This window comes from Corynebacterium felinum, assembly GCF_030408755.1.
In the GTDB taxonomy this organism is placed as follows: Bacteria; Actinomycetota; Actinomycetes; order Mycobacteriales; family Mycobacteriaceae; genus Corynebacterium; species Corynebacterium felinum.
In genome coordinates this window covers 633,182-659,282 of sequence record NZ_CP047209.1, presented here as the reverse complement: position 1 = coordinate 659,282, position 26,101 = coordinate 633,182, and the positions used below count along the sequence as shown (strand labels likewise).

At 55.5% G+C, this 26,101-nt stretch carries 24 protein-coding genes; 9 read left to right on the top strand and 15 right to left on the bottom strand.

Features of this window, described 5'->3' with window-relative positions; translation table 11 throughout:
* Nucleotides 1-158 precede the first annotated feature (158 nt).
* Both ahcY and CFELI_RS02935 read right to left on the bottom strand, forming a co-directional pair.
* Nucleotides 159-1,598, bottom strand: coding sequence for an adenosylhomocysteinase (gene ahcY, locus CFELI_RS02940; RefSeq protein ID WP_277103937.1), 1,440 nt, complete (start codon nt 1,596-1,598; stop codon nt 159-161).
* A 170-nt stretch (nt 1,599-1,768) separates the two neighbouring features.
* Entirely contained in the window at nt 1,769-2,119 is a 351-nt protein-coding gene (locus CFELI_RS02935) for a DUF4259 domain-containing protein (RefSeq protein ID WP_277103936.1), read from the bottom strand.
* A 661-nt stretch (nt 2,120-2,780) separates the two neighbouring features.
* Here CFELI_RS02935 and CFELI_RS02930 point away from each other — a divergent pair.
* Complete coding sequence (locus CFELI_RS02930) at nt 2,781-3,629, top strand: hypothetical protein (protein ID WP_277103935.1); 849 nt, start codon at nt 2,781-2,783, stop codon at nt 3,627-3,629.
* Nucleotides 3,630-3,740: 111 nt separating this feature from the next.
* Here the strand turns inward: CFELI_RS02930 and manA are convergent, their stop codons facing one another.
* From manA to CFELI_RS02910, 4 genes are all read right to left on the bottom strand, one after another.
* Nucleotides 3,741-4,925 carry a mannose-6-phosphate isomerase, class I gene (gene manA / locus CFELI_RS02925; RefSeq protein ID WP_277103934.1) on the bottom strand — a complete coding sequence of 395 codons (1,185 nt, stop codon included), beginning with the start codon at nt 4,923-4,925 and terminating at the stop codon, nt 3,741-3,743.
* A 57-nt stretch (nt 4,926-4,982) separates the two neighbouring features.
* A complete protein-coding gene (locus tag CFELI_RS02920; protein WP_277103933.1) occupies nt 4,983-5,972 on the bottom strand; it encodes a MurR/RpiR family transcriptional regulator in 990 nt (329 codons plus the stop codon).
* A 1-nt stretch (nt 5,973) separates the two neighbouring features.
* Complete coding sequence (locus tag CFELI_RS02915; protein ID WP_277103932.1) at nt 5,974-7,350, bottom strand: phosphomannomutase/phosphoglucomutase; 1,377 nt, start codon at nt 7,348-7,350, stop codon at nt 5,974-5,976.
* Nucleotides 7,351-7,679: 329 nt separating this feature from the next.
* Complete coding sequence (locus tag CFELI_RS02910; protein ID WP_277103931.1) at nt 7,680-8,096, bottom strand: DUF3499 domain-containing protein; 417 nt, start codon at nt 8,094-8,096, stop codon at nt 7,680-7,682.
* A gap of 91 nt (nt 8,097-8,187) precedes the next feature.
* On the opposite strand from CFELI_RS02910, the gene CFELI_RS02905 reads away from it, so the two are divergent.
* Nucleotides 8,188-8,655: a metallopeptidase family protein gene (locus CFELI_RS02905; RefSeq protein ID WP_277103930.1), complete on the top strand. Its 468-nt coding sequence runs from the start codon at nt 8,188-8,190 to the stop codon at nt 8,653-8,655.
* A 243-nt stretch (nt 8,656-8,898) separates the two neighbouring features.
* Here CFELI_RS02905 and CFELI_RS02900 read toward each other — a convergent pair whose 3' ends face one another.
* The 3 genes from CFELI_RS02900 to CFELI_RS02890 form a co-directional block, all read right to left on the bottom strand.
* On the bottom strand, nt 8,899-9,198 hold the full coding sequence (locus tag CFELI_RS02900) for a WhiB family transcriptional regulator (protein WP_277103929.1): 300 nt from the start codon (nt 9,196-9,198) through the stop codon (nt 8,899-8,901).
* A 728-nt stretch (nt 9,199-9,926) separates the two neighbouring features.
* Nucleotides 9,927-11,000, bottom strand: coding sequence for a mannose-1-phosphate guanylyltransferase (manB, locus tag CFELI_RS02895; protein ID WP_277103946.1), 1,074 nt, complete (start codon nt 10,998-11,000; stop codon nt 9,927-9,929).
* A gap of 188 nt (nt 11,001-11,188) precedes the next feature.
* A complete protein-coding gene (locus tag CFELI_RS02890; protein WP_277103928.1) occupies nt 11,189-12,094 on the bottom strand; it encodes a glycosyltransferase family 2 protein in 906 nt (301 codons plus the stop codon).
* A gap of 128 nt (nt 12,095-12,222) precedes the next feature.
* On the opposite strand from CFELI_RS02890, the gene CFELI_RS02885 reads away from it, so the two are divergent.
* The 6 genes from CFELI_RS02885 (at nt 12,223) to CFELI_RS02860 (ending at nt 18,645) form a co-directional block, all read left to right on the top strand.
* Nucleotides 12,223-13,794, top strand: coding sequence for an LCP family protein (locus CFELI_RS02885; RefSeq protein WP_277103927.1), 1,572 nt, complete (start codon nt 12,223-12,225; stop codon nt 13,792-13,794).
* A gap of 209 nt (nt 13,795-14,003) precedes the next feature.
* Nucleotides 14,004-14,666 carry a TIGR03089 family protein gene (locus CFELI_RS02880; protein WP_277103926.1) on the top strand — a complete coding sequence of 221 codons (663 nt, stop codon included), beginning with the start codon at nt 14,004-14,006 and terminating at the stop codon, nt 14,664-14,666.
* Between the two features lie 356 nt (nt 14,667-15,022).
* The gene (locus tag CFELI_RS02875; protein ID WP_277103925.1) at nt 15,023-16,312 is read left to right on the top strand and encodes an ABC transporter substrate-binding protein; all 1,290 of its coding nucleotides are present in this window, start codon (nt 15,023-15,025) and stop codon (nt 16,310-16,312) included.
* A gap of 244 nt (nt 16,313-16,556) precedes the next feature.
* Nucleotides 16,557-17,618 (top strand): carbohydrate ABC transporter permease, encoded by a 1,062-nt coding sequence (locus CFELI_RS02870; protein ID WP_277103924.1) that lies wholly within the window; start codon nt 16,557-16,559, stop codon nt 17,616-17,618.
* Nucleotides 17,619-17,662: 44 nt separating this feature from the next.
* Complete coding sequence (locus CFELI_RS02865) at nt 17,663-18,445, top strand: carbohydrate ABC transporter permease (protein ID WP_277103945.1); 783 nt, start codon at nt 17,663-17,665, stop codon at nt 18,443-18,445.
* A complete protein-coding gene (locus tag CFELI_RS02860) occupies nt 18,445-18,645 on the top strand; it encodes a hypothetical protein (protein ID WP_277103923.1) in 201 nt (66 codons plus the stop codon). Before CFELI_RS02865 ends, CFELI_RS02860 begins: the two co-directional genes overlap by 1 nt.
* A 768-nt stretch (nt 18,646-19,413) precedes the next feature.
* On the opposite strand, the gene CFELI_RS02855 is transcribed toward CFELI_RS02860, so the two are convergent.
* Nucleotides 19,414-19,665 (bottom strand): HypC/HybG/HupF family hydrogenase formation chaperone, encoded by a 252-nt coding sequence (locus CFELI_RS02855; RefSeq protein WP_277103922.1) that lies wholly within the window; start codon nt 19,663-19,665, stop codon nt 19,414-19,416.
* A gap of 1 nt (nt 19,666) precedes the next feature.
* Nucleotides 19,667-20,845, bottom strand: coding sequence for a nickel-dependent hydrogenase large subunit (locus CFELI_RS02850; protein ID WP_277103921.1), 1,179 nt, complete (start codon nt 20,843-20,845; stop codon nt 19,667-19,669).
* 64 nt (nt 20,846-20,909) lie between these two features.
* Here CFELI_RS02850 and CFELI_RS02845 point away from each other — a divergent pair, with 64 nt between their 5' ends.
* Complete coding sequence (locus CFELI_RS02845) at nt 20,910-21,254, top strand: hydrogenase maturation nickel metallochaperone HypA/HybF (protein WP_277103920.1); 345 nt, start codon at nt 20,910-20,912, stop codon at nt 21,252-21,254.
* Here the strand turns inward: CFELI_RS02845 and CFELI_RS02840 are convergent.
* The 4 genes from CFELI_RS02840 to CFELI_RS02825 all read right to left on the bottom strand — a co-directional run bounded on the left by CFELI_RS02840 (nt 21,223) and on the right by CFELI_RS02825 (nt 26,099).
* Nucleotides 21,223-21,765 (bottom strand): HyaD/HybD family hydrogenase maturation endopeptidase, encoded by a 543-nt coding sequence (locus CFELI_RS02840; protein ID WP_277103919.1) that lies wholly within the window; start codon nt 21,763-21,765, stop codon nt 21,223-21,225. The genes CFELI_RS02845 and CFELI_RS02840 overlap by 32 nt on opposite strands.
* 1 nt (nt 21,766) lies before the next feature.
* Nucleotides 21,767-23,029: a Ni/Fe-hydrogenase, b-type cytochrome subunit gene (gene cybH, locus CFELI_RS02835; protein WP_277103918.1), complete on the bottom strand. Its 1,263-nt coding sequence runs from the start codon at nt 23,027-23,029 to the stop codon at nt 21,767-21,769.
* Nucleotides 23,026-24,771: a nickel-dependent hydrogenase large subunit gene (locus CFELI_RS02830; RefSeq protein WP_277103917.1), complete on the bottom strand. Its 1,746-nt coding sequence runs from the start codon at nt 24,769-24,771 to the stop codon at nt 23,026-23,028. Before CFELI_RS02830 ends, cybH begins: the two co-directional genes overlap by 4 nt.
* A gap of 89 nt (nt 24,772-24,860) precedes the next feature.
* Nucleotides 24,861-26,099, bottom strand: a complete 1,239-nt coding sequence (locus tag CFELI_RS02825) for a hydrogenase small subunit (protein WP_277103916.1) — start codon at nt 26,097-26,099, stop codon at nt 24,861-24,863.
* Between the last annotated feature and the right edge of the window lie 2 nt (nt 26,100-26,101).

The window sequence follows — 26,101 nt, the reverse complement described above, 5'->3', positions numbered from 1 at the left end:
CCTTTGAGGAAAAACAGCCCCACAAACGCTACCCAATTACGAAAAGGTCGAGTGAGGTGGGTGTGTGGGGGTCAATAAGGGGTTGGGTGGACATGAAAAAGTCCTCCTACCCGAGCGAATGCGCAGGTGAGGAGGACTGTGGTGAAAAACTGGTGGGATTAGTAGCGGTAGTGCTCAGGCTTGTAAGGACCAGCGACGTCCACACCAATGTATTCTGCTTGTTCCTTGGTCAAGGTGGTGATCTGTCCACCCAGTGCTTCCACGTGGATGCGGGCAACCTTCTCATCCAAGATCTTCGGCAGGCGGTAGACCTCGTTCTTATAGCGGCCATCGTTGTTAAACAGTTCGATCTGGGCGATCGTCTGGTCAGCAAAGGAGGTGGACATCACAAAGGAAGGGTGTCCGGTTGCGTTGCCGAGGTTGAGCAGGCGGCCTTCGCTGAGCACGATGATGGAGCGGCCGTTGGGCAGGTGGAACTCATCAACCTGGGGTTTGATGGTGGTGCGGGAAACATCTTCGCGGTGCAGAAGGGAAGCCATGTCGATCTCATTGTCGAAGTGGCCGATATTGCCGAGTACTGCGTGGTCTTTCATGGCCAGCATGTGCTCGAAAGTGATAATTCCCATGTTGCCGGTGGCGGTAATCACGATATCGGCGTCTTCAATGGCCTGTTCCACTGTCACCACTGGGAATCCATCCATCAATGCTTGCAGCGCATTAATAGGGTCCGCCTCAGTCACCTTCACGCGTGCACCCTGGCCAGCCATGGCCTCAGCGCAGCCCTTGCCCACGTCGCCGTAGCCACAGATGAGAACGTTTTTGCCGCCCATGAGCATGTCGGTGGCGCGGTTGATGCCGTCGATAAGCGAATGGCGGGTGCCGTACTTGTTGTCGAACTTTGACTTCGTCACAGCATCGTTGACGTTCATCGCGGGGAATGGCAGGGTGCCTTCTTCCGCGAAGTGGTACAGGCGGTGCACGCCGGTGGTGGTTTCTTCGGTCACACCCTTGACAGCGTCGGCGATGGCAGCCCACTTGTTGCCTTCAGCAGCAAGGACCTCGCGCAGCATGTTCTTGAATGCAACGAACTCATCAGAATCGCCGGCTTCGGCGGCAGGTACCAGCCCTGCTTCCTCGTATTCTTTGCCGCGGATCACGGCCATGGTTGCGTCGCCGCCGTCGTCAAGAATCATGTTCGGCAGCACACCTTCACCCCAGCTGAAGATCTGGTTGATGCACCACCAGTACTCGTCAAGGGTTTCGCCCTTCCACGCAAACACGGGCACACCCTGCGGGTTCTCAGGGGTTCCGTTTTTGCCCACGACAACGGCGGCGGCGGCTTCGTCTTGGGTGGAGAAGATGTTGCACGATGCCCAGCGCACTTCAGCACCCAGCGCAACGAGGGTTTCAATCAGAACTGCGGTTTGCACGGTCATGTGGATGGAGCCGGCGATGCGGGCACCCTTCAGTGGCTGTTCGGCGGCGTATTCTTCGCGCAGTTGCATCAGGCCTGGCATTTCGTATTCGGCAAGCCGGATTTGGTGGCGACCGGCCTCGGCGAGGTGAAGGTCAGCGACTTTAAAATCAAGGGTGGACATAGTGGAAGAAATACTCCTTGAAAAACTCATCGTGAGCCTTGTACGTGCTTCGGCTCTGATTGGTGTAAGCGGTGACACACGTGCGCCAACCTTCACTAGCATAGCCGGATTTTTCAGCGAAAACACTACCGCGATTCGCCCCGTGCAGCCATGCTGTGCGCAGCGGGGAGTTAACTCAGCGCTTCGATATAGACTTCGAGGTCGAGTTCGGTGTCGGCGCTTTCGAGCAGCTCGCTGGCTTTTTCGCGCAATTCTTCTTCGCCGGTGCCGATCATGTCGCGGATGAAGGGGTAGTTTTCGATGATTTCGCCCGCGGAATACGGTGCGCCGGCCCAGATGGCGACGATGGTGGCAGCGGCAAGGCCGTTGTAAAACTCGTCGTCGGTGGCGGTGTCGCTATTGCCGAGTACGACGGCGTCAGCGATGGCTTCTTCGATGTCTTCAACGTCGCTGTCGGCAATGTCGTCGAGAAATTCGGTGTTTACTTCTTCGCTTAAAATTTCGCGGTCCCAGGTGCTCATCGTGTGCTCACTGTCCTTTTCTTATCGGTGTTACTGTTGTTTCCCTTTAAAGCTGCGGTGGCAACCTGCGCGTGACGACGTCGTTACTGCTCACCGCGTATTAGTGCTGTGGGGGTGTCAAAATATTGAGAAGTTTTTGAGAACATTTCCCACTTCGCTCACGACACATCGGGAATCCACCGATTAAGAACAGGAGGGTAGCGGTGTGTGGAGAAATGCTTCGTTCCCTTTGAGCTTAGGATACAGGGAAGTAGTGAGGAAAGATCCCGCGCAAAAACCAGAAAAACTTTAGTGCAAAATCACAGCTTTAATGCAATCTTTTCTTCGCAGCGCTCTAAGAATCCCCCATCCTTTAGCCCAGCCCCTGCGCCCGTTCCACAGCGTGGGAAGTCGATGCTGGCTATCCCCCACTATGTGCTTGGGGAAAATGGGAAATCATCCATACATATCAAACCCTGTATTAGCCCGCGGTGATTATCACATCACTACTGGTAGCGGAGTGTTTTTATAGGTTTTCTAGCAGATGTTTTTCAGCTTATGTGCGTATTTTCTGCACCACACACTAGTGATTTTTCCTATCAGTATGTTAGTGTCGAATAAACTACCGTTATCTAATCGTGACTTTTAATGTGAGGCGTGCATCGAATAGAAAGGGGCCTGCATGACCGCAACTGTGCCGCGGCGCTTCTTTCTTTTTATTTCCCTCGGATGCGTATCCGCGGTAGCAGTCGGTTTCATTGTATGGCGTTCCAGTTTAAGTATGACCACACCAGGCAACACGCTCAATGCCGGTTTTACCCCTGTGACAACCACCGCAGTATTACCCGACAGCGATCTGCCCATGCCAACCGATAGCTCCGAAAGCCCCAAGCCCCAAGAGCCCGCACTCGCCCCCTCGGCCACCCTCGACCCCTTGTTGCCCCCGCGCGCTTTTATCGACCCCCAGTGGATTGAGCCCCGCGTACCCGACAGTCCCAATGGTGTGGCCACGTTTATCCCGCAGCCTCTTCCACCAGCCCTCCCACCCGCCGATGTGGTAGTCCCTCCTGCTGGTGATCGCGCCGGTGCGCCTGTGCCGCCTGCACCGGATCGTCCACGGCCAACCTCACCAACCATGGCCCCGCCGCAGCCTGTTCCCTCCACACCGCAGGCGCCGACTACTACACCTTCCACGTCGGCATCTACTACCCCACCGGCAACCACAACGCCTAGTGAACAGGTCACACCTCCTGCACCATCCGCACCCCCGAAGCCACAGCCTTCAGCACCGGCTATTCCGCAGGCACCACTGCCGATGCTGCCACAAAGCACACCGCAACCCCCAAAGCCAGGTTTCCGGGAGCCCGCCCCGATCGATCACACTGCACAACCTCACTATGAAAGCACGGTGCAGGCCACCTTACCTACACCTGCCACACCTTCAGAAGCCGCACCGAGCACCACAGTATCGCCCACCACACCAATCCATGATGGGGAAGCCCCACTCGTGCCCGCCCCAAAGCATCCTTAAATCCCGCCCTCACCGGGCTTGCCCTGATAAACAACAGTGGCCAGATCGAGGCGAAGGAAAAACTCTCCCCCACTGATGCAGGCTTTCCGCCCACCCGCTGAAGGGGAGACGCTACACGCGGGCGAGAAACAGTTGGCCTTTTCCAACAAAATCCAAGCGCTCACTATCACCAGCCGGCACCCACAACGCTTGGCTAGGGTGCAGCGTTTCACACTGGTTGCTATTACGTACATCCACTTGGCCTGAAGTGCACAACACAATCCGCGGCCCTGAGGACTCTACCTGCGAGGCGCCATCGACATCCACGATGCGCAGGTCAAATTCATCAATCGGCACAGTGAAATGCCCATGGTTGCTTTCAAGACGCGGATCATCCAACGGCTCAAACTTCAACACCTTCACCAGCTCTGGCACATCCACGTGCTTAGAGGTCAAACCACCCCGAAGAACATTGTCCGAATTCGCCATGATCTCCACACCCAAACCACGGCAATAAGCATGCAAATTCCCAGCATCAAGATAAATGGCTTCGCCAGGCTCCAAAATAATGTAGTTGAGCAAAAGACCACCCAACACACCCACATCACCAGGATAATGGCGGTGCAAATCCACCACGTTCGACGCCGTTAGCACCATCCACTCCGGATACATATCCACCGAAGTAGCCATCACCTTTGCGCGGGCAACAATGGCATCAATGAGCTGCTTACGCACCGCCACCGGGATGGTGATCCAGGTGGTAAAAAGCCCCCGCAATTCCGCTTCTTGGGTGGTATCATCCTCGCCACCAAGCATCGACGAATAGCGGCTAAGCTCTGGGCAATCCAGAGCCTCAAACAACGCAAGCGTGTCATCCACCGGCCGGAAACCCGCCATCGCGTGGAAACGGCTCAACGCCACAATCAGCTCCGGCTTATGGTTATCATCGCGGTAATTTCGATGCGGGGCACGAATATCAATGCCTAAAGAATTCTCCCGCTCAAAACCTTCCATCGCCTGCTCACGCGACGGATGCGCCTGCAAACTCAACGGCTCATCCGCCGCCAAAATCTTCAACAAAAACGGCAACCGAGAACCGTGCCGAGCAGTCACCTTCGCACCCAAATGATACTGCGGATCTTGGGCAATAATCGCATCCAAACCCACGCCGTCGACAAGCGAGGGCAGCGCCGGATGCGCACCGTACCACAACTCAGCCTCCGGGCAATTCGAAGGGTGAGAATCACCGCGCAAACCTGCAATTAAAGTCTTCGAGCCCCACGGATAGGCCTGGGTACGAGGACTAAGAAACAGCATCACGAGAAGTCAAATCTTTCCAAAACTCACAAAGGTGCTCTCAACCAAACAGCCACACTAGGCGGCGAAGAAAGCAGTAGCGGCAAAGGCGCGAACAGCAAGCCGCACAACACCCACCGGGGCAGGATCAGGCAGAGGCACAGAATAATCAGCACACTCAGGATCATTCGGGCCACACCACACAATGGCTTTCAACGGTAGCAGCTGCCGCGGACCATCCAGTAACGGATCATGAAAAATATCCGCCTCAGCGCCCCTATTACGGCCTCGTGCCTGCGCCAATTCATAGCCGTTAAGTGCAGCACACACCTTCCCCTGCCCACTCCACAACCTAGAGACCAGTCGCGCCAACGCCGCCGACCGCTCACCGTGCTCAACAAAACCCACGTGCACAATCTGGCCAGGAATGTCCGCCAACTCACGCGCAGGATTGACAAACTCATCGCGCTCAGGCGAACACTGCACCAATTCCTCATCCACGGCATCGGCATAATCTTTCAACTTCTGCGCAACCAACAGCGCCGGAGTATCAGCCAAATCCACCACCGCCATCACCAGCCCCACAAAACGCATCACCGAACTGCCCTCATGAGTAGGCAACGCATCCAACACAATCACATCATCGGGAGCTTCAGCCTGCAGCGGCGACTCCTTCGGCGCGCACAGCACCACCGGAATACCCCGGGAAGCCACCTGCGACACAGCTTTTTGCACCAGCACATTATGTCCAGTCTCACTGAGCACAACCACCACATCCAGCGCACCGACAAAGCCCGGCATCTGCTCACAGACCACCACTGGGCAAGCCAAGGGTTGGAAGAAGCTCAACGCTAATTCAGCGCACTCCTTTGCCACCGACCCATCCGTCACAATAACCAAGCTCCGCGGGCGCACACCTTCTAAATCCGCCAGCCCCTTGGCAACCACACCCCAAGCATCAGGTTCGGGACTGACCGACGCCTCAATCGCTGAAGCAATCAGGCGAAGCTGCGCACCCTCGTGGGCGATATCGTAAAAAGCAACGGCGAGTGGATCGTAGCCGGACATACTAGCTCCTAATAATATTCAGGATCTCAGAAACCAAAGCGGACACCTCATGATCAGTGCAGGCCTCCACATTCACACGCAACAACGGCTCCGTATTCGAAGCACGCACGTTAAACCACGCCGGAGTGTCACGCAGTTGCACCGTCACACCATCCAGCTCATCCACATGGGCAATGCGGGATTCAAACGCATCTAACACCGCCTGCGTGCGCTCCTTCTGCGCCTTGGCGGAGGAAAGCTTGGAATTAATCTCCCCACTTGCCTGATAGCGGTTGTACTTATCCATCATGACACTCAAGGACTCATCCTGCTGACCTAAAGCCGCCAATACGTGCATGGCCGCCAGAATACCGGAATCCGCATTGAAGAATTCTTTAAAGTAATAGTGCGCGGAGTGCTCACCACCAAAAACAGCCTCATGCTCAGCCATCTTCGCCTTAATAAACGAATGCCCCACACGGGTGCGCACCGGCACACCACCGTTTTCCGCAATCGTCTCCGGCACAGATTTTGAGGTAATCAAATTGTGAATAATGCTCGCACCAGGATATTTCTGCAGGTAGCGCTCAGCAACAATGGCACAAATCGCCGAAGGGCTCACCGGCTGACCCAGTTCATCCACCACAAAACAGCGATCCGCATCGCCGTCGAAAGCCAAACCAATATCCGCACCTTGCTCGGTGGTGAACTTCTGCAAATCCACCAGATTCTTCGGATCCAGCGGATTCGCCTCATGGTTCGGGAAGGTGCCATCCAATTCGAAATACAGTGGCTCGATCTGCACCGGCAGCCCCGCAAACACCTCAGGGACAGTGTGCCCAGCCATACCGTTGGCCGCATCGACCGCCACCTTCACAGGGCGAATATCCGACAGATCCACCAGGGAACGCAGGAACACACCATAGTCTTTCAAAAAATCCTGCTCACGGATCACGCCGGGTGCGCCATCGAAGTGGGGGATGCCGTCGACAAGCATGTCAATAATCTGCGCCAAGCCGGACTCCTGCCCCACCGGACGCGCCCCGGAACGACACAGCTTAATGCCGTTATACTCAGCGGGATTATGCGAGGCAGTAAACATCGCCCCCGGCGCATCCAACGTACCGGAGACAAAATACAGCTGATCGGTCGAACACAACCCAGCCATCACCACATCCACACCCTGACTGGTTGCGCCTGCAGCAAAAGCGCGCGCCAACTCAGGGGAGCTTGGGCGCATATCGTAACCAATCGCGATCTCACGCGCACCTTCCGCCCGCATCAATGCGGCAAAGGCCTGCCCCACCTCGGTAATAAACTCAGCATCAATATCCTGCCCAACAATGCCTCGAACATCGTATGCTTTGATCACCTGGGTTACAGATTCACGAGTGCGCATAAAGACCTTTCACCACTAAAAAGACAAAAAAGAAAACAGTGTTGATCGTGTCAATCAACACAACAGCAACGATATGCACCTGCAATAAAAATCCCCCCTCACCGCTGCGCGCGCAGGGTGTAAGGGAACAGGGTGCATCAGTGCGTGATACTGCGCTTAATCTTACGCCCACGCGCTGAGAAAAGACCATCCCCTTCTCACCCGTTGTCACTTAACCCCACTGCGAATCAATCGCCGCACCTCATGCGCCCTTCAGCAGCACCAGCCTCCCCCCTGTGCATCCCGCAGGCCTGGGTTGAGCGTGTCACCTCGAACAGATGCGTCAGTTTTTATTCGTCGGGCTCGTCGGGAACGATCGATAAATGCGCGCGCCTGGTTGCTTTACGCTCCGCTTCCTTCGCTGGGCGTTTAGAAGGGTGATGAGGTGCGACTTCCGCACTGGGCGGGTTGTTGAGTTTCGGCTCGCCGAGCAAACCCGAATGGATGCGGCCTTGTTCGCGAACTGCTTCCGCAAGCGCGGTGAGTGCTTCATCATCGTCGGTTTCGGGAACTTCCACGCGCAGCAATTCCCACCCTAGAGGTGCGGTGATTTTTTCCGCATGACGCTCACACAAGTCCCACGAATGTGGGTCACTGTTTTCCACGAGCGGCCCGACAAATGCCGTGGACTGTGCGTAGGCGTAGGTCAACGTCGCTACGGCAGGGCAACCGCAGCCCGGGCGAGAACAACGACGGATAGGATTCACAGCAACAAAGTCTAGACTGTTACTTGAGCTTTTTCGGCTTTCGGCGCGCCAAACTCACCCCTATACCTCCCTGGCGCTAGTGTTGGGGCTTATGCAGAACCGGAGTCAGTTTTCCCGCAACCGTCACGGTCGGGGTGTGCGTGGCCTGCTGCTGCCTACCGAAGTCCCGCGTTACCGCACCCGCCGTGAGCTTTTCGACGCCGCCGTCCTCGAAGCCTACAGCCCACTGCAGGAGGCATACGGGCAGCAACTTGCTCACCTTGACCTCGCAGTAGACACCATCCCCAGGATGCGCCTGCATTCGGAGTTTCATTCCTTCCCCGACGAGATCGTCGCCGACGGCCCCATCCCCTTGGGGCGGGTCATCCCAGCAGGCGTGGATGCGCGCGGGCGAGCCACCCGGGCCCGCATTGTGATCTTTCGCATGCCCATTGAACAACGCGCCGCGAATGCTGAGCAGCGCCAAGAAATTTTAGAAAATATTTTGATTCAGCTTGTCGCCGAATACCTCAACATACGCCCCGAGGATATCGACCCAGGCTTTAACCGCCTGTACTAACCCCCACCACCCAGCAGCCAGTAGGCACAAAAAGAAAAACTTCGGGAATTCCCACCACGACACTTAAGGGGGTATTCCCAAAGAAGATTATTCCAAGACACACGCGCAGACTCTCCCTTGTGGGAGGTGTGGTTGCTTTTCACGCAGCGAAAACACCGACGTGGGGCTCTCCCACCATGTCCTGCCCTCACACCCCCTTGTGCGCGAAGGCGGAAGGTGCGGCCGCTTACACCTGGTGAGGCGTTAACCGATATCTCGTTTGAGACGACGGCGTTCGCGTTCCGAAAGTCCGCCCCAAATACCAAAACGCTCATCATGCTCAAGGGCATATTCCAAGCATTCATCACGCACCGCGCACGCTTGACAAATACGCTTTGCCTCGCGGGTAGAACCACCCTTTTCAGGGAAAAACGCCTCCGGATCGGTCTGTGCACACAGGGCTTGCTCCTGCCATTCCTGCTCCACAGCACCAAAGAGGTCATCCAGAGACAGTTCAAGGGACGAACGAGTACGGGGCTCGGCGTTACTTGCCATATCTTCCACGCCAGCCTCCTTCACACTCGTAGATCTTCCAATGACGTCTAAACACGCTCACAACCCCCAACACACCCCTTACTTTAAGAACCACAGCCACCCCCCACACATGGGTTGAGACCGACAAAGCCAGTATACCTAGCATCCACCAGTAAGGCTGTGCGTTGATGCCTTGCCACGAATGGAACGAGGGATTCACCATGATCGTTGCCGACCACTGATACCGACCGTATGGAACTAAAGAAAACTGATGTGCCACAGATTGCGAATCACATACCTGCGATTCAACACGCAAACACAAGATGTCGTCAAGCTCGCGATGGCTAATTTTTTCAAAGACGGACGTTTCCCCAGCTCGCAAATAACATTAGTCACAAATGTAACACCATGCCCACCTTCGGGGGAATCAACGGGGGTACTACATATTGTGGTTACCCCCTATTTTATCCCCAATTGCAGCATATTTTGGGCGTGTCGCCCACACATTCCACGGGTGAAAACACTTCTATCAACGAATCCTTACCCCCAGATTAACCTTCCCCACAGAAAACACAAAGAAAAATCCGTTTAAAACCCACAAAATTCACATAACCCCACAGAAACTGTCAGAACGCGCTTCCACACCCCCAGCCAACCACCAATCAAAACCACCGCACAACACCACAAAACACCCCCGCGACAAATCCATAGCAAACCCATAGAAAAATCACGGGGGCATCCCCCTCACAAACAACTCACTAGGCGTCAGATGAGAAACGAATACCGTTATCCGGGATCTCCACCCCAGGCCACACACGCATCCCACCCTTCAACTCACAGCGGGCACCAATCTGCGCACCCTCACCAATCACACACCCCTGAATACGCGCATTCGCACCAATACGAGCACCATGCGCAATGATCGAATCCTCAATCACCGCACCCGGCTCGATCGTCACACCATCAAAGACCACGACGTCGTCAAGGCGACAACCAGCACCCACCTCAGTGCCACGGCCAATAACAGTGCCACCCAGCAACAACGTGCCATCCTTAACCATCGCGGAATCATCCACCAAAGACTCACCCGTACGGCCAACAAGCAGCGGCGACGGCGCAATACCACGCACCAAATCAGAGGAACCCCGCACAAAATCCGCAGGAGTACCCATATCCCGCCAATACGCATTATCCACATAGCCAAACACGCGACGGTTCTCCTCCAGCAACTTCGGGAAGGTCTCCCGCTCCACACTGACCACACGACCAGCCGGAATCTGCTCAATCAGCTCACGGCGGAACACGTAGCAACCAGCATTAATCTGATCAGTTGGTGGATCCTCAGTCTTTTCCAAAAACGCCAGCACCCGGCCATTGTCATCCGTAGGAACACAACCAAAGGCCCGCGGATCAGGCACCCGCACCAAATGCAAAGTCACATCCGCATCTTTTTCATGATGCGCCCGCAAAATACCGCTCAAATCAGTGCCACCGAGCACATCGCCGTTAAAGACCATCACAGTATCGCCGCGCAGCTTCTCATACACGTTGCGGATACCACCACCAGTGCCCAGCGCGGTTTCCTCAACCACATACTCAATTTCAAGACCCATGTCTTCGCCAGTACCGAAGTACTCCTCAAACACTTCCGCCTTAAACGAAGTACCCAACACCACATGGGTAATACCGGCAGCCTTAATCCGTGCCAGCAAGTGCTTCAAGAAAGGAACCCCCGCCGTCGGCAACATCGGCTTCGGGGTAGACACAGTCAAAGGACGCAAGCGCGTTCCCTTACCACCGACCAAAATCACCGCATCGGTCGCTCGGCTCAGCGACGAAACATCCTGAGCATTCACCCCACGTCCACCACACTCGACTCGTGGGGCAGACTGTCCACCATTAACAGCTTCGTTCACTTTTACACTTCCCTGCTTAGAAAAAGACAAAATCTCTGCCCAATAACAACAACTGGGACAGAGACATCACTCTTGCCCCACATTATTTCACAGCAAAGACGACCTTATCTATTTTTCACCCGCGCCTTGGCCACAACTATTCCCGCCCGAGCCTTCAAGCCCAACCACAACAGCACCCGTAATGGCAACTGATACCAATGCGGATGCCGATCCGCCTGGAAACGATAGGCCGAATTATGGTGCGCAGGCAGCATCTTTTCCGGATGCTTCGCCGCCGAGTGACCCACCGCATGGGTAATCTGTGCGGTGGGACAAAACACATTCACAAAACCGGCGCGACCAAAACGATCTCCTAAATCCACATCCTCCATATACATGAAGTAGCGCTCATCAAAACCACCAATGGCATCAAAAGCATCCCAGCGCACCAACAAACAACTACCCGACAGCCAGCCCGCAGTACGCTCTTGATCCATCACAGCATCATCAAAATACGACTTGCTCCACGGATTACCTGGCCAGATACCCGCGAAAAGCGCATGCCCAATGCCGTTGCGCAACGTCGGCACGGAGCGGGCGGAGGGATAGGCGCTACCGTCAGATTGGCGGATGTAGGGGCCGACGTCGGCAAGCTGAACCCCGCGCTGCTCCCAGCGCTTTGCGCACGCGATCATCTCATCAATGCTGCCTGGATCGAACACAACATCGGGGTTCGAGATCACAAAATATTCACCATCAATTAACCCCTTGGCAATCAGCGGGCGCAGATAATTGGCAGCGAAGTTAATCGCGGAACCATAACCCACATTGCCCCCAGTAGGCAGGAAAGTGACATTCTCACGCGCCTTCGCCGCACGCTGCGGTACCTGATCTGTACTGCCGTTATCAGCGAGAATGATCTCCACCCCTGCTTGCGTGGCCTCGGCACAAGAGTCGAGGAAAGGGTCGAGGTATTCGCCTGGCGAGTAAGTGACGGTCACAATTGCTATGGGCTTGTTCACGGAATCCAAGTCTAATCGGCATCCGCTTTAGGGTGCGGTTTTGCGCATGTGCGGTCTTTTCGGCGTGTCGCATCACTAGTGCGTGGGCTAAACTCAATGGATTGTATGAGTTCGATGAAAGAGGGATACCGTTCATTGTGAGTGAGACTAGTCGCCGTCCCGTCCGTGATATTAAGGCACCTCCTACCTCGGCACCGGTAACAAAGCAGCAAGGACCAGCGGCGGTCAAAGCGTTTGTAGCGTTTTTGTCTGCCCTTGTTTTGGTGGTTTCAGGTGTTGGTTATTTCACCGTGGGCCGGATTGGTAACACCGTGGCCTCCGCAGGTTCTTTGGAGCTGGGCGGGGATCAAGGTGTGAAAAACCAAGCTAAAGACGGTGCGGTGGATATCTTGCTGGTGGGCTCAGATTCACGTTCTGATGCTCAAGGTAACCCGCTGACGCCAGAGGAAATCGCCATGCTGCACGCCGGCGATGAAGAGGCAGATAATACAGACACCATTATGGTGATCCGTATTCCCAACGACGGTTCCTCAGCGACCGCTATATCAATCCCCCGCGATACCTATGTATCAGACCCCGAATTAGGTAATACCAAGATTAATGGTGTCTATGCCGGCTATAAGGCAATCAAGAAGTCTTCTTTATTTAATAGCGGTGTCGTCGACGAGCAGCAACTAGAAGAACAATCCAAAGATGCCGGCCGCAAGGGACTCATCGACGCCGTCACAGACCTCACCGGCATCACCGTCGACCACTACGCTGAGATCGGCCTGCTCGGCTTCGTCCTACTCACCGACGCCGTCGGCGGCGTCGACGTGTGCTTGAACAACGCAGTATTCGATGAATTCTCCGGCGCCAACTTCCCCGCCGGTGTCCAAACACTCGGCGGTGCGCAAGGCCTTGCATTCGTGCGCCAACGCCACGGCCTACCACGCGGCGACCTTGACCGCATCGTACGCCAGCAAGCATTCATGGCCTCACTGGTCAACAAGGTGCTCTCCACCGGCACACTAACCTCCCCATCGAAACTCTCCTCCCTCGGTGACGCGGTGACACGCTCCGTGATCATCGACAAAGACTGGGATGTCATGAGCTTCGCCACCCAGCTCCAAAACCTCGCAGGTGGCAACGTACGCTTCAACACAATCCCCGTCACCAGCATCGACGGCGTAGGCGACTACGGCGAATCCGTAGTCACCGTCGACGTATCCGAAGTCCACGCCTTCTTCAAAGCACTCCTCGGCGACGCCGACAAAGCCCTCACCGACACCCCCACATCCGAAACACCACGCCCACAATCAAAGGTGAAAGTCCTCAACGCATCCGCCATCTCCGGCCTCGCCGCCGGCATCAGCGGACACCTAACCACCCTGGGCTACCACATCGCCGAAACCGGCAACGCCGAAGAAGGCCTCTACAACCGCACCCAAGTGGTAGCACGCAGCGACGGCGACCGCGAAGCACTCATCATCGCAAAAGAACTCGGCGGACTCCCAGTCGTTGCGGACCCCACACTCGAACCCGGTATCGTCCTCGTGGTTGCCGGCGCCGACTACGACGGACCTACCGGCACTCCAACAGCGAGCACGCCGACGTCGACAAGCGTTAGCAGTGGCACAAGCGTCGGCCAGCCTGGTCACGCGCTGGGTGAAGAGCAGATCTCGCCAGTGATTGATGCTGGCGGCAACGGCCCGCGCTGCATCAACTAGCAGCACCCTCTCACCCCTGCCTTAACCCCCACCCCCCCCACATTCCCTCTGCTTGGTGCGCAGGGGATTGGCGGTGGGGGTTTTGCGCGAAGCCGCCGGCTCGTGTCGCGTGAGTATCCCGCTAGTTCTCGCATGCCCGGTGCGAAGTTTTCGCCAGCTCCGGTGTGTCGTTTTGTGTTTTCTCCTGTGCTGCGTTCATTGTTATTGCTATGACGTTGCTGACCGCATTGCTTGCCGACGACCCCGCCACACCCCGCCTCACGTTCTACAACGAAACCACGGGTGCCCGTCTCGACTTCTCCGCACTGACCCTCGACAACTGGGCTAACAAGGTAGCAAACATGCTCACCGACGAGCTTGATCTTGAAGCCGGCGACCAGATCACCGTTGCCCTCCCCTGCTCCTGGCAAGCCGCATGCATCGTCCTCGGCGCACTGCGCGCTGACATGACTGTAAACTTTAAGCCCGACACCAGCGCCACGGTGCTGTTTTGCAGCCCGGATTTTCAGTGGGATGACTACGCTGCCGACACAGTACTCGTAACCGATGACCCCTTTGGGCGCGGCATCGTTGAGCTGGGCATGGATCTGCCCGACGGCACCATCGATTTCGGCCCCACCGTGCGCTTCTACGGCGACCAGTGCTCCCTGCCCTGCCCGCCGCTGGCTGAGCATGCGAACGACACCTGCCCACCGCACACCCGCTTGCTGTCCACGGGGTGGCAGGATTGGGATAGTTTCTGCCGCGCCATTATCAACCCTCTTGCTGTTGTAGGCTCTGCCGTGGTGGTGTCGGGCCCAGCCTCGACCGAGCGTTTGCACCACATCGCAGGCGTGGAAAAAGTCACCGCTTCCCCCTTCGACCAAAGCTAAGCACCCCCTTAGGTTCGCCGCGTTTTTCAGGTGCGTCCATTGCGTATCGACGGCGGGGAGATCGCCACCACCCACGCCTGCGATCGGCGCGGGGTGAATGTCACACCCGCAGCGCTTTCCCCACGTCTCTTGCTGCTCGGCCTGCGTTAGTGCCTGCGCTAGTGCCTGCGTTAATGCCTGCGCGAGGCATGGTGACAGGCATTCGACTTCTGCCAGCGCAGGCCGTATGACACGTGGAATTGGGCGGTGTCTACCACCCCCGTTTTTGCCCCCACATGCAGCATTTTGAACACAAGACTGTCTGGGGTAACTACATTTTGTAGGGGACATATCCTTTTCCACGAAAGGCACATATTATGGCTACCCGTTCTCGCTCGCGCGTAAAAATTGGCGCACTCCTCGCAGCCGCAGGCCTCGCATCCACGCTGGGGCTTGCCGCTTGTTCGAGCACCGATAGCGGTTCTTCTCAATCCACTGACAAGACTGAGGCGGCCAGCAGCAGCGACCGTGGCCCTATCACCTATGCCATGGGCAAGGTGGACTCTGAAAAGCTCATCCACATCATTGACAAGTGGAACGAAGCTCACCCAGACGAGAAGGTCACCTTCAAAGAGCTCGCTGGCGAAGCCGACACCATGCGTGATTCCCTCGTCCAGTCCCTGCAGGCAGGCAGCGACGAAATCGACGTCATGGCCCTCGACGTGATCTGGACCGCAGAATTCGCCGCGCACCAATGGATCGCACCACTGGAAGGCGACCTGAAGATCGACACCTCGGGCCTTTTAAAGTCCACCGTGGACTCCGCATCCTACATGGGCAAGGTCTACGCTCTGCCACAAAACACCAACGGACAGCTGCTGTTCCGCAACACTGAGATCATCCCAGAGGCACCAAACAACTTCGATGAGCTCGCATCCTCATGCGAGAAAGCTAAGGAAGCACAGGTCGAATGCTTGACTGTTCAGCTCAAGCAGTACGAGGGTCTGACTGTGAACACCGTCGGTTTCATGGAGGGCTGGGGCGGTCATGTTCTCGACGCTGACGGCAAGCCAGTGGTCGATAGCGACGCATCCAAGGAAGGCCTGCAGAAGCTGGTCGATTCCTACAACGATGGTGTGATCTCCAAGGCTTCGACCTCCACCACTGAGCAGGAAACTCACCTGTCGTTCATGGCTGGTGAAACCGCATACGCCATCAACTGGCCATACATGTACGATCTTGCTCAGGGCGAAGAGTCTAAGGTGGCAAACAAGTTTGAGGTTCAGCCACTGGTTGGCAAGGATGGTGTTGGTGTCTCCACTCTGGGTGGCTACAACAATGCAATCAACGTCAATTCCAAGCACAAGGCAACCGCCCGTGACTTCCTCGAGTTCATCATTTCTGAGGAAAACCAGCTGTACTTCGCGGAGAAGTCCTTCCCACCTGTGTTGGCGTCGATCTACGACAACGAAGAGATGATTAAGAAGTACCCATTCTTCCCAGCACTGAAGGTTTCGTTGGAAAACGCGGTTCCACGTCCTGCTTCTCCTTACTACCCAGCTATTTCTAAGGCTATCCAGGACAACGCATATGCTGCGCTGACTCAGGGTAAGAATGTTGACGAGGCAACTGCCGACATGAAGGCTGCTATCGAAGCTGCTGGATAATCTTCTTATCCCTCCCTCCTTTGCTGGCGGTGGCTGTTAATTTCCGTTTCTTCGCGCGGAAACTGCCACAAGAACACTCACCGCCAGTAGTGCCTTGCTAAGCTAACGCTCGACACACTCCCCCCCTTTTTTCAAGTCACACCACTGCAACGCTTCACCGAGTGTTTGTGTGGTGGTGGATTAAAGGGGGTTGGTGGTGAGCGTTAGCTTTTCCACTTTTCTTCAACAAAAGGATTCATCATTCATGGCGATTAGAAACCGGGCGCGCACCAGCAACCGTGCTGCGTTTATGCTCATTGCGCCAGCGTTGATTGTTCTCGCCGTCGTGATCGGCTACCCGATTATTCGGGCCATTTATTTGAGCGTGCAATCCGATAAACACCTCGACCCCGCCACTGGCGTGTTTGTCGAAGGCGGATTCGCCGGTGCCCAACACTACGTGTACTGGCTCACACAGCGCTGCATGACGCCGAGTGGCCAGGTGGGGACTTGCCCTCCCGGTGTGCTTTCGACTGATTTCTGGCCGGCTGTGGGCAATACGATCTTCTTCACCGTTGTCACCGTGATTTTGGAAATCATCTTAGGTATGGCGATGGCGTTGGTGATGAACCGCGAATTTAAAGGTCGCGCATTCTTGCGTGCGGCAGTGCTGGTGCCGTGGGCTATCCCCACTGCGGTGACGGCAAAGTTGTGGCAGTTCATTTTTGCGGATCGTGGGATTGTGAATTCGCTGCTGGGTACCCCTATTTCGTGGACTACCGACCCGTGGGCGGCGCGCACCGCGGTGATTATTGCGGATGTGTGGAAGACAACGCCGTTTATGGCGCTGTTGATTTTGGCGGGCCTGCAGATGATTCCTAAGGATGTGTATGAGGCGGCGAAGGTTGATGGTGCGAAGTCTTATCAAACGTTTTTCCTTATCACGTTGCCGTTGGTGAAACCTGCGCTGATGGTGGCGATTTTGTTCCGCACTCTTGATGCGTTGCGTATGTATGATCTGCCGGTGATTTTGATCTCGGGCAGCGCTAACTCCCCTACTGCCACGATTTCTCAGCTGGTGGTTGCGGATATGCGCCAGAATAATTTCAATTCGGCTTCCGCATTGTCCACCATGATTTTCCTGTTGATTTTCGCTGTGGCTTTGTTCATGATTCGGTTCCTCGGGGCGGATGTGAGTGGCAATGCTGAGAAGCGGGCAATGAAAAAGGCCGCGGAAAAAGCTCCCGATACGATTGCCCCGACTCCGCCTGATAGTTGGGTTGCGAAGTATGGTGCGGCGTGTTCTGCTGGAAAGGAAGGTGCGTGATCGTGCGTAAAAAGATTGCTGACTATGCGGGCATTGTGCTGATCATGGTGTGGGGTCTTGCACCGTTTTATTGGATGGTGGTGACCGCGCTGCGCGATAAGCGCTACACTTTTGACACCACCCCGTGGCCCACGCATGTGACGTTGGATAACTTCCGCGATGCGCTTTCGACAGCAAAGGGCAATGATTTCTTAGGCGCTATCCTCAACTCGCTACTCATTGGGTTTGTCACCACGACCTTGGCGGTGATGGTGGGGGTGTTTACTGCGTATGCGCTTGCCCGCATGGATTTCCCCGCTAAGGGCTATGTGGCGGGCATTATTTTGGCTGCCAGCATGTTCCCCGGCATTGCGCTGGTGACGCCACTGTTTCAGTTGTTTGGTGATTTAGGGTGGATTGGGCAGTATCGTGCGCTGATCATCCCGAATATTTCTTTCGCTTTGCCACTGACTATTTACACGTTGACGTCGTTTTTCCGGCAGCTTCCGTGGGAGTTGGAGGAGGCTGCGCGTGTCGACGGCGCCACCAGCGGCCAGGCTTTCCGCATTGTGTTGCTTCCGCTGGCCGCCCCAGCACTGTTTACGACCGCTATTTTGGCGTTTATTGCAACGTGGAATGAGTTCATGTTGGCCAACCAGCTGTCGAATCGTTCAACAGAGCCTGTGACGGTGGCCATTGCTCGTTTCTCTGGCGATAGCCACTTTGAGTATCCCTACGCTTCGGTGATGGCTGCCGGCGCGTTGGTGACTATTCCACTGATTGTGATGGTGTTGGCATTCCAGCGCCGTATCGTTTCGGGTCTGACCGCAGGTGGTGTGAAGAGCTAATGGATGACGAGTCGCAGCACAAGCGCACACTACTGGTTCGGGAATCCATCGTGGGGTTCTTAGGCTTTTTGAGTTTTCTTGCCGTCGTGCAGGCTGTGATTAACGTGATGCAGCCACAACCCAAGGTCTGGCCCGCTGTTTTAGCTTTAGTTCTCGTCATTGCGGCAGTGTCCGCATGGCGCTGGCACCGATCCCACTAAACGAATCTGATTATTTTCAAGCGCACCACAGATACCTGTGGTGCGTTTTTAGTTATGCCATTCCAATTAACGAACCTTCGTTCAGCGCAAGGCACGATGCAAATACACCACAGTCACACCAACCTGGCCTAGTGCTAGTAATGGTGCGGACATCGCCTACCCACGCTCTGGTTTTCTGTGGTGCCACTATCTAGTAATCCCAATGCCAACTGGTAGTTTGCTCAGCAGCGACACCTTTACTCGACCTTTCCATCACCACAGTCCCAAAACCAGCCACCACCGCACGGAAAAGTCGAGTTAGCCCTCCGTACTCATACCCTCCCGTCATGTTTCCGCAGGTTCTACAACCCGCTACATCCCGAAAACAATGCGCACACAATCCCCAGGAAAACATCACCCTCTCAAAGTCCGCCTCTCAACGGCTTTGTCGAAGCGCCTCGGCACCAGGCACGCATGGGGATCGGGTTTGGAAGTTTTTCGCCTGCAGCCTTGTTCTCAAGGATTGGTCAGCACACCATGCTCTTCCCCCTTACTCGACCTTTGCGTCTTGGCAGCTAGGGATCCACCCGCCAAAGCGCACAAAAGTCGAGTTACCAAATAAAGGTGCACCAATCACAGAGGGCTGCTGCACGGAAACGCAGCTTAATCCGAAGAATTCTGCACGAGAGCATCCCACATTAGGTAGTGTGGGCACCGATTCCACGAAGCACAGCGCATGTCTAAAGCGCACCACTCATACCGGTGGTGCGCTTTTCTTGCCCTACGGGTTTAAGGTGCTGAATCGTCGTTGTGTGTTGAGCGCACTTCAGCTATCGCGGCTAGTGCTAACTGCGCTTCTTCTTCGCTCACGGTTGTCATTGCGAACCCGTTTTGGATGAGCACCCACTGCCCAACCTCGGCATCAGGAAGGTAGGCGAAGCAGCATGGGCGTTTCTCGCCCACCATGTCGATTTCCCCCATGGGCATGGGGGATGAAAAGTCGCCAATTTTGGTGATTCTGGCGGGAATTCCTAGGCACATCCTAGTTTTCCTCCGTGATAATCGTCATGCCGCCGAGTGGTGCTGCAGTGCATGGCAAGCAGGGATCGGCCGCACGGATAGCTGTTTCAAGGTCACCACCGGATTCAAGCGCTTCAGACAGCATTTGCGCCAGCCACGTTTCGTTTTGGGCAGTCGGGCTTAAAATTCGGCAACGTGAAAGCACACTCCCCTCCACTTCGTAAGTATGCAGCAGTAACCCACGAGGACCATCCACTGCACCTGTGCCGACCGTATGTATCCGCTGATCTTGGCCGTGTGCATCAGGGGTAGAACATGGGCTTTCTGCAGCATATGTGTCGGCATGTACATTCACTAACTCACTGGGTATGTGGGTGGAAAGAATCTGACTGATCGCAGCCAGCGAATCCATAATGCTTTCCACTTGGGCACTTAAAGCGTCACGATGCGGGTATCGAGCCGCAGGCCCCACCCGGTAGGTGCGCCACGATCCGCCCACAAAAATCTCAGGACGGGGAGCACTATCAAACGGATAAGTCTCCCGAATCTTCACGGGCACATCCGCCACGGGAATTAGTTCGTCATCAGCGCGAAGGTAGTCCCCCAGCGGGTCGTAATCCCCGCTTTCGTTGGCAACGGTGACGTTGACGCCGTCGTAAAGCGTCGGTGCCGTTGTAAGCTGCAACGCCCCAAAAACACCGTGTGCCCACGCCACGGCGTCGAGAAGCGACCGCGCATCGCAGTGGGCAAACGCCGACGCAGCCTGCTCAGTAACCCCACCGGGAACGGCAACGAAAGGGAAATGGCCCTCAAGCCCCGCCGCCGCGCACACGCGTTTAGCCAACTGTTTAATACTCCGCGCCTGTTCGCGGTCACCATAAATTGCGGCAACACGAGGAGCCAGCACATCGAGAACGCTGGCATGGTGCAGCAACTGGCGCACTCGCTGCGCAGCTGGTGCGACACTCATACCGTAGAGCGCATCGAGCGCGCGAATCCCCGCAAGGTGGTGGGTAATCGGGCACAACCCGCACAACCTCATAACAATACTGGGAACATCATCAATAGGTTTACCCGCAAGCAACGGATCTACGCGCGGCACACCCGAAATATCAAACCGTGCGTGAATCCCCTCAGCGCTGCGGCTGTAAAGAACCCGCGCGGCCAGCGGGTCGACAAGTTCGTTAAGTTGAAGTCGCATAATTTCACACAATCACAGTTGCGGCAAGGTGGGGTTTGTCTGCTCGGAGCGTACCATGACACTCATGCATGAATTATCGTTGCTTGCAGGGGTGGTGGACACAGTCCTAGACGCAGCGCAGGGGCGGCGCGTCAGCGCAATCGGGCTGCTTGTGGGCGCACGCTCGGGAGTGCTTGTCGACGCCCTGACGCAAGCATGGCCGATAGCGTCTGCGCACACCCCACTCGAGGGAGTAACGCTGGATATCGAAACCCAAGCAGCAACGGTATTCTGCCCGCACTGCGCGAAAGAAGTCGACATCGATGAGTATTTCGCCCTTACCTGCCCTGTCTGCGCAACCCCCACAGCGGACCTGCGCAAGGGCCACGAATTCAGCATCAGCTGGGTGGATGTTGAAGCCAACGAGTAATCAACTCCTCCGCACACTCTACCGCTTCAGGCAGCGCTTGGGATGCACACTCTGACAGCCCAACGTGCAGCTGAAGATCTTGAGCCACAATTCCCACCGCCGCCACCGCTTGGGGTTCGCTACCCAGTAAGCGTACAGCAGCCAACAGATCCAATAACCCCACCTGATGCGGGGAAAGTTTCGCTTTGAGCAGGCGCGGAAGTTGATCACCAACAAAATTATGCACCTGCCCCGGCGCGCCTGGGCCGCCGAGAGCGTCGAGTACAAGAAGGTAATCAGCGTCTTCGATGTCGGGCAGTAATTCCATGCCGGAGGTGCCACCATCGATGTAGGAGAGTTGGATTGTGCGGCCTGAGTTAGTGTAGCTGCCTTCTTTCGGCCCTGTGTGTCGTAATTGTTCGAGCATGGCCAGGCCGATACCGTCGTCGCCCATGATTGTGTTTCCGATACCGATCACATGGAAAGTTACGGGGCGGTTTTCGTTGGTGGTATCGGAGTATGGTGTGTTCATGCTACTCGATTTCGGGGGCGTCGATTGGTTTGGTTCCGGTGGGCACCCACACCCCACCGTTAATCATTGCGGAAATACCCCCATGATTTTCCAGCGCATCTGCACGGAATGCGAAATATACATGGAAAATAACAAAGACCCAAATAAAGAACATAATCATGGCATGCAGCACACGCATATTTGGTATCCCAATCCAATGCACTGGGTAGCTGAAAACTACCCAGAGTATGTTGTATTGATCGTAGAGTCCGTAGAGCGCGAGGCCGGAAAGAATCTGGATGATACACAACACATAAATACTGGTGTAAGTAAGCTGCTGAAGTGCGTTATGCCCAATGTAGTGAGGTCCGTGTTTCGAAAGAAACAGATAATACTTCACCGTTCCAAACAAATTCTTTACATCGTCAACACCATAAATAGGCCACAAACTGCGCCATTGCATCTGTCTGGTGGTAGCAAACATGGTCAGGCTCAGCCGCCACAAGGCGAGTGCGATCCAGGCAAAACCTGAGATGAAGTGGATGTAGCGTATCAACCCCATGAGATAACCTGTATCTTCACTGGCAGGAGGACCGAAGAAAGGATTCATGATGTAGTAGCCTGTCACCGACATAGCTACGATGAGCGCCACGTTCAGCCAGTGCTGAACGCGCAAGGCTGCAGGCCACATCTCAATGCGAGTGTATCCGCCGCGGGTAGGCGATTTAATGCATTTTTGATCACCAATGCCGAGCACTACCACACCCTGGAATCTAAACTCGCCTGTGGTGAGAACCTCTTTCGAGGACACCTGTGAAACATCTGTGATGTCGGCGATTGCCACTCCCATGCAGCGGCGCCCCAGTTTGATATGGGCACCAGCGTTTTTCAGAGCAAGCGCCCTGTCGCTACCGCTAGACTTTGAGGCTTCCAACACCGACTGGAGATCGCCACGCATCACAGCCACATTGCGACTCCGCCCGCCAAATTTAACCCCGCGCACGATAGCCAGGGAATACTTACGTTGGCTTGAGGCTGGATCGAAACTTTCAACTTCAAGTAGTGACTGAGCACTGCCGTTATAGGCCCCACAGGCGTCGCCTTCAAAGACGAGTTTCACTGCCCGATACAGGGCGTGATCCACGGGGTCGATAGAGCCTTTCGGGGCAGCCGCCGCCAAACGTACCAACGTTTCCGATCCCACTAGGTCGACAGGGAGGGAAGATATCACACACAACCTAGCGCGGTTGTGCGTTCCGGCATGGGTGATTTCTTGCGAGGTCATTGAGTCATCACCTGCATCAGCACTTCACCTTCTGTATCCAACAGGTGGACGGCACACGACATGCACGGGTCGAAGGAGTGGATTGTGCGAAGCACCTCCAAAGGTTGCTTCGGATCAACGAGAGGATGTTCACCATTAGCCAAGGAGGACTCGTAAGGGCCTAGTTGCCCCTTCGGATCACGGCCACCAGCCAACCAGGTGGTGGGAACTACCGCTTGGTAGTGCGCGCACTTTTTGTCCTCAATAGTGATGTAGTGGGAAAGGGTTCCGCGTGCAACCTCTAGCATTGCAAAACCGGAAGTCTTAGCAGGCCAGCTGCTTGGTTCCCACGTCTTGGAATTAAAGACATCGAAGTCGCCCTGCTGCAAGCCTGTGATAAATTCCGGAAGCAGCACCTGCCCCAGCGCCTTTGCAGTGGTCACAGCCTCTACTGCGCGGGCGAGAGTGCGTCCGCCGGTGGAATTCATCTTCTCAATGCCAATGTCTAAGAACTTCAAGGCATCGTCAACGATTTTCTTCGTGTGCACTTCGTTGTGAAGATAAGCCACCAACACACGCGAAACGGGACCAACCTGCGTGGGGCGGCCGTCGTAACGCGGCGATTTCGACCACGAATACTCTGCGTTGTCTGCCAGCCACGTCCACGGAGGCTTTGGTCCCGTGTACTTCGGGGTGGTTTCGCCCGCCTCAGGAGCAAGACCTTTATCTTTGCCCACCGAATACTCGTACCAAGCCGAGGAGATGTACTCCTTAATCTTGTCTGTATCCAGCGGATGCAGGGTGGTGTAGTCGCCATCCAGAATCACGCCGGGCTGGACCTCTGGGTGGGCAAAGCTGAAAGATCGATCCAGCTTGTCGCTGCGCAACGTTGCCCCTGCCATGCCAACGGCAAGGAACGTATCAGCAGATTTTCCAATGTCGAAGTAGTCGGAGTACACCTTCATGATCGCGAGAGCGTCGGGAAGGTAGCAGCCATTAACGAAGTCGTCGATTTCCTGAATCCACCCCTTGATCTGATCAAGGTGAACCTGATTGACTGTCTCAGACTTGTCCGGGTCAATCGAACAGGCCATGCCACCAACAAGGAAGTTCGGGTGCGGGTTCTTTCCACCAAAAACCGTGTTGATGCGGATGATGGAACGCTGGAACTGCAGCGCATCAAGGTAGTGCGAAACCGCCATCAAATTAGCCTCAGGTGGGAGGCGGTAATCGGGGTGTTCCCAGTAGCCACCAGTAAAAATACTGAGCTGACCACTGTCCAGAACACCCTTAATTGTGTCCTTGACCTTCGCAAACTGTTCGGGGGTGTTCCCACGCCAGGTGGAACCAATCGAGCGGGCAAACTCCGCAGTTTTGAACGGGTCTGCTTCGGCGGCGGACACGACATTCACCCAGTCAAGCGCGTGCAGGTGGTAGAAATGCACCACGTGATCGTGGATCTCCTGACTCGCTAGAACCATTTCACGAATCAGCTGCGCTTGCTTGGGAATGTCACACCCAATTGCTGCCTCCACTGCGGTGACCGACGCAACAGAGTGGGTACCTGTACACACACCGCAAATGCGCCCCACGAATGCCCACACGTCGCGGGGGTCTCGCCCTTCCACAATGGTTTCGATTCCCCGGAACTGGGTGGTTTCGCTCCAGGCATCTTTAATCATCCCGTCTTCAACTTCGAGCTCAACACGAAGGTGCCCTTCGATTCTGGTGAGGGGGTCAACAACGATTCTTTCGGTAGTCACGGCGTTCTCCCTTTTTAACGTTTTTCTTCTGCGGTTTGGTGGTCATCACAAGCGCGAACCCTCAAAGTGGTGTGAGGTCCTGGCTCGTCTTAGCTTTTGCTCCCTTGATCTTGAGCTTGAGCATCTTTAGCGTGCTTTGCAAGGTGGTCAGGGTTTGTTGAGGGAGCGATCACCGTGGGTTCATTGGGTTGTTCACCAAATGCCGCTAGTGGTTCAATCGCACCGTTACTCTTACGCATCCCGATTTCGCGAACTGTTGTGACTGCCCCATGCACCACCACGCCTGCTGCTGCGGCACCGATGAGGCCGAAGCCGATTTTCTCCGCGCTGTTTTCAATGCCGAAGCCAACAATGTGGGGCAGAGTGTCATAGAACGGGGTGAAACGGTCGAAGAAGTGCTTTTCCGTACACCCAATGCACGGGTGGCCCGCACCAATGGGCCACCCTGATTTGAGGTTCCACTGAATAATCGGGCACGGGCTGAAGGTGGATGGGCCTTTACATCCCACTTCATACAGGCACCATCCGTTTCGTGCGGCTTCGTCGTCGAAGGTGCGCACGAACTGGCCGGCATCGAAATGTGCGCGGCGGGGGCACGAGTCGTGAATACGCTGGTCGTAGGCGAAAAGGGGGCGACCTTCGGCATCCACCTTCGGTGGTTTCCCGTGGGTAAGAATATAGGTGATGGTGGCGGTAATCACCTCACCAATTGGTGGGCATCCCGAGACATTAATGATGGGTTTGTCTTTGATTATGTCATCCACTCCAACGGCGTGAGTGGGATTTGGCCTGGCTGCTTGCACTGATCCGTAAACTGCGCAGGCACCAACTGCAAGGATGGCGGTGGCGTTTTTCGCTGCCTCGCGAAGCACTTCCTCGGAAGTTTTCCCACCGATCATGCAATAGACGCCATCTTCTGCCAACGAGACAGAACCGTTGACTACGAGGATGTGTGGACTTTCGTTCAGATCATGCAGGGCTTTTTCGGCTGCTTCACCAGAAGCGGCCATCACGAGTTCGTTGTAGTTGACCGACAGTTGGTTGAGTACGAGGTCTTCGATGGTGGAAGAACCAGACCTCAACACGGATTCCATACAGCCGGTGCATTCTTGAAGTTGAAGCCACGCAACATTGGGCTTGGTTACTTTATCGAGGGTCTCGGCGATTTTTTCTGCTTCTTCGGCGGTGGCTACCCCTTCTAGGGGTACCCCAACGGTGAAGATTGCGGCCATCGAGGCGCACATTTTCATGAAATCTCGGCGGGTTACACCTTTACGCTCAAGGTTTTCTTTAAGCGTTTCGCCTTGCCACGTGTCCAATAAGTGCATGA

Coding starts and splice junctions, on each gene's coding strand:
- ahcY (WP_277103937.1), bottom strand. CDS start 1,598: ATGTCCACCCTTGATTTTAAAGTCGCTGACCTTCACCTCGCCGAGGCC.
- CFELI_RS02935 (WP_277103936.1), bottom strand. CDS start 2,119: ATGAGCACCTGGGACCGCGAAATTTTAAGCGAAGAAGTAAACACCGAA.
- CFELI_RS02930 (WP_277103935.1), top strand. CDS start 2,781: ATGACCGCAACTGTGCCGCGGCGCTTCTTTCTTTTTATTTCCCTCGGA.
- manA (WP_277103934.1), bottom strand. CDS start 4,925: ATGCTGTTTCTTAGTCCTCGTACCCAGGCCTATCCGTGGGGCTCGAAG.
- CFELI_RS02920 (WP_277103933.1), bottom strand. CDS start 5,972: ATGTCCGGCTACGATCCACTCGCCGTTGCTTTTTACGATATCGCCCAC.
- CFELI_RS02915 (WP_277103932.1), bottom strand. CDS start 7,350: ATGCGCACTCGTGAATCTGTAACCCAGGTGATCAAAGCATACGATGTT.
- CFELI_RS02905 (WP_277103930.1), top strand. CDS start 8,188: ATGCAGAACCGGAGTCAGTTTTCCCGCAACCGTCACGGTCGGGGTGTG.
- CFELI_RS02880 (WP_277103926.1), top strand. CDS start 14,004: ATGACGTTGCTGACCGCATTGCTTGCCGACGACCCCGCCACACCCCGC.
- CFELI_RS02875 (WP_277103925.1), top strand. CDS start 15,023: ATGGCTACCCGTTCTCGCTCGCGCGTAAAAATTGGCGCACTCCTCGCA.
- CFELI_RS02870 (WP_277103924.1), top strand. CDS start 16,557: ATGGCGATTAGAAACCGGGCGCGCACCAGCAACCGTGCTGCGTTTATG.
- CFELI_RS02865 (WP_277103945.1), top strand. CDS start 17,663: ATGGTGTGGGGTCTTGCACCGTTTTATTGGATGGTGGTGACCGCGCTG.
- CFELI_RS02860 (WP_277103923.1), top strand. CDS start 18,445: ATGGATGACGAGTCGCAGCACAAGCGCACACTACTGGTTCGGGAATCC.
- CFELI_RS02855 (WP_277103922.1), bottom strand. CDS start 19,665: ATGTGCCTAGGAATTCCCGCCAGAATCACCAAAATTGGCGACTTTTCA.
- CFELI_RS02850 (WP_277103921.1), bottom strand. CDS start 20,845: ATGCGACTTCAACTTAACGAACTTGTCGACCCGCTGGCCGCGCGGGTT.
- CFELI_RS02845 (WP_277103920.1), top strand. CDS start 20,910: ATGCATGAATTATCGTTGCTTGCAGGGGTGGTGGACACAGTCCTAGAC.
- CFELI_RS02840 (WP_277103919.1), bottom strand. CDS start 21,765: ATGAACACACCATACTCCGATACCACCAACGAAAACCGCCCCGTAACT.
- cybH (WP_277103918.1), bottom strand. CDS start 23,029: ATGACCTCGCAAGAAATCACCCATGCCGGAACGCACAACCGCGCTAGG.
- CFELI_RS02825 (WP_277103916.1), bottom strand. CDS start 26,099: ATGCACTTATTGGACACGTGGCAAGGCGAAACGCTTAAAGAAAACCTT.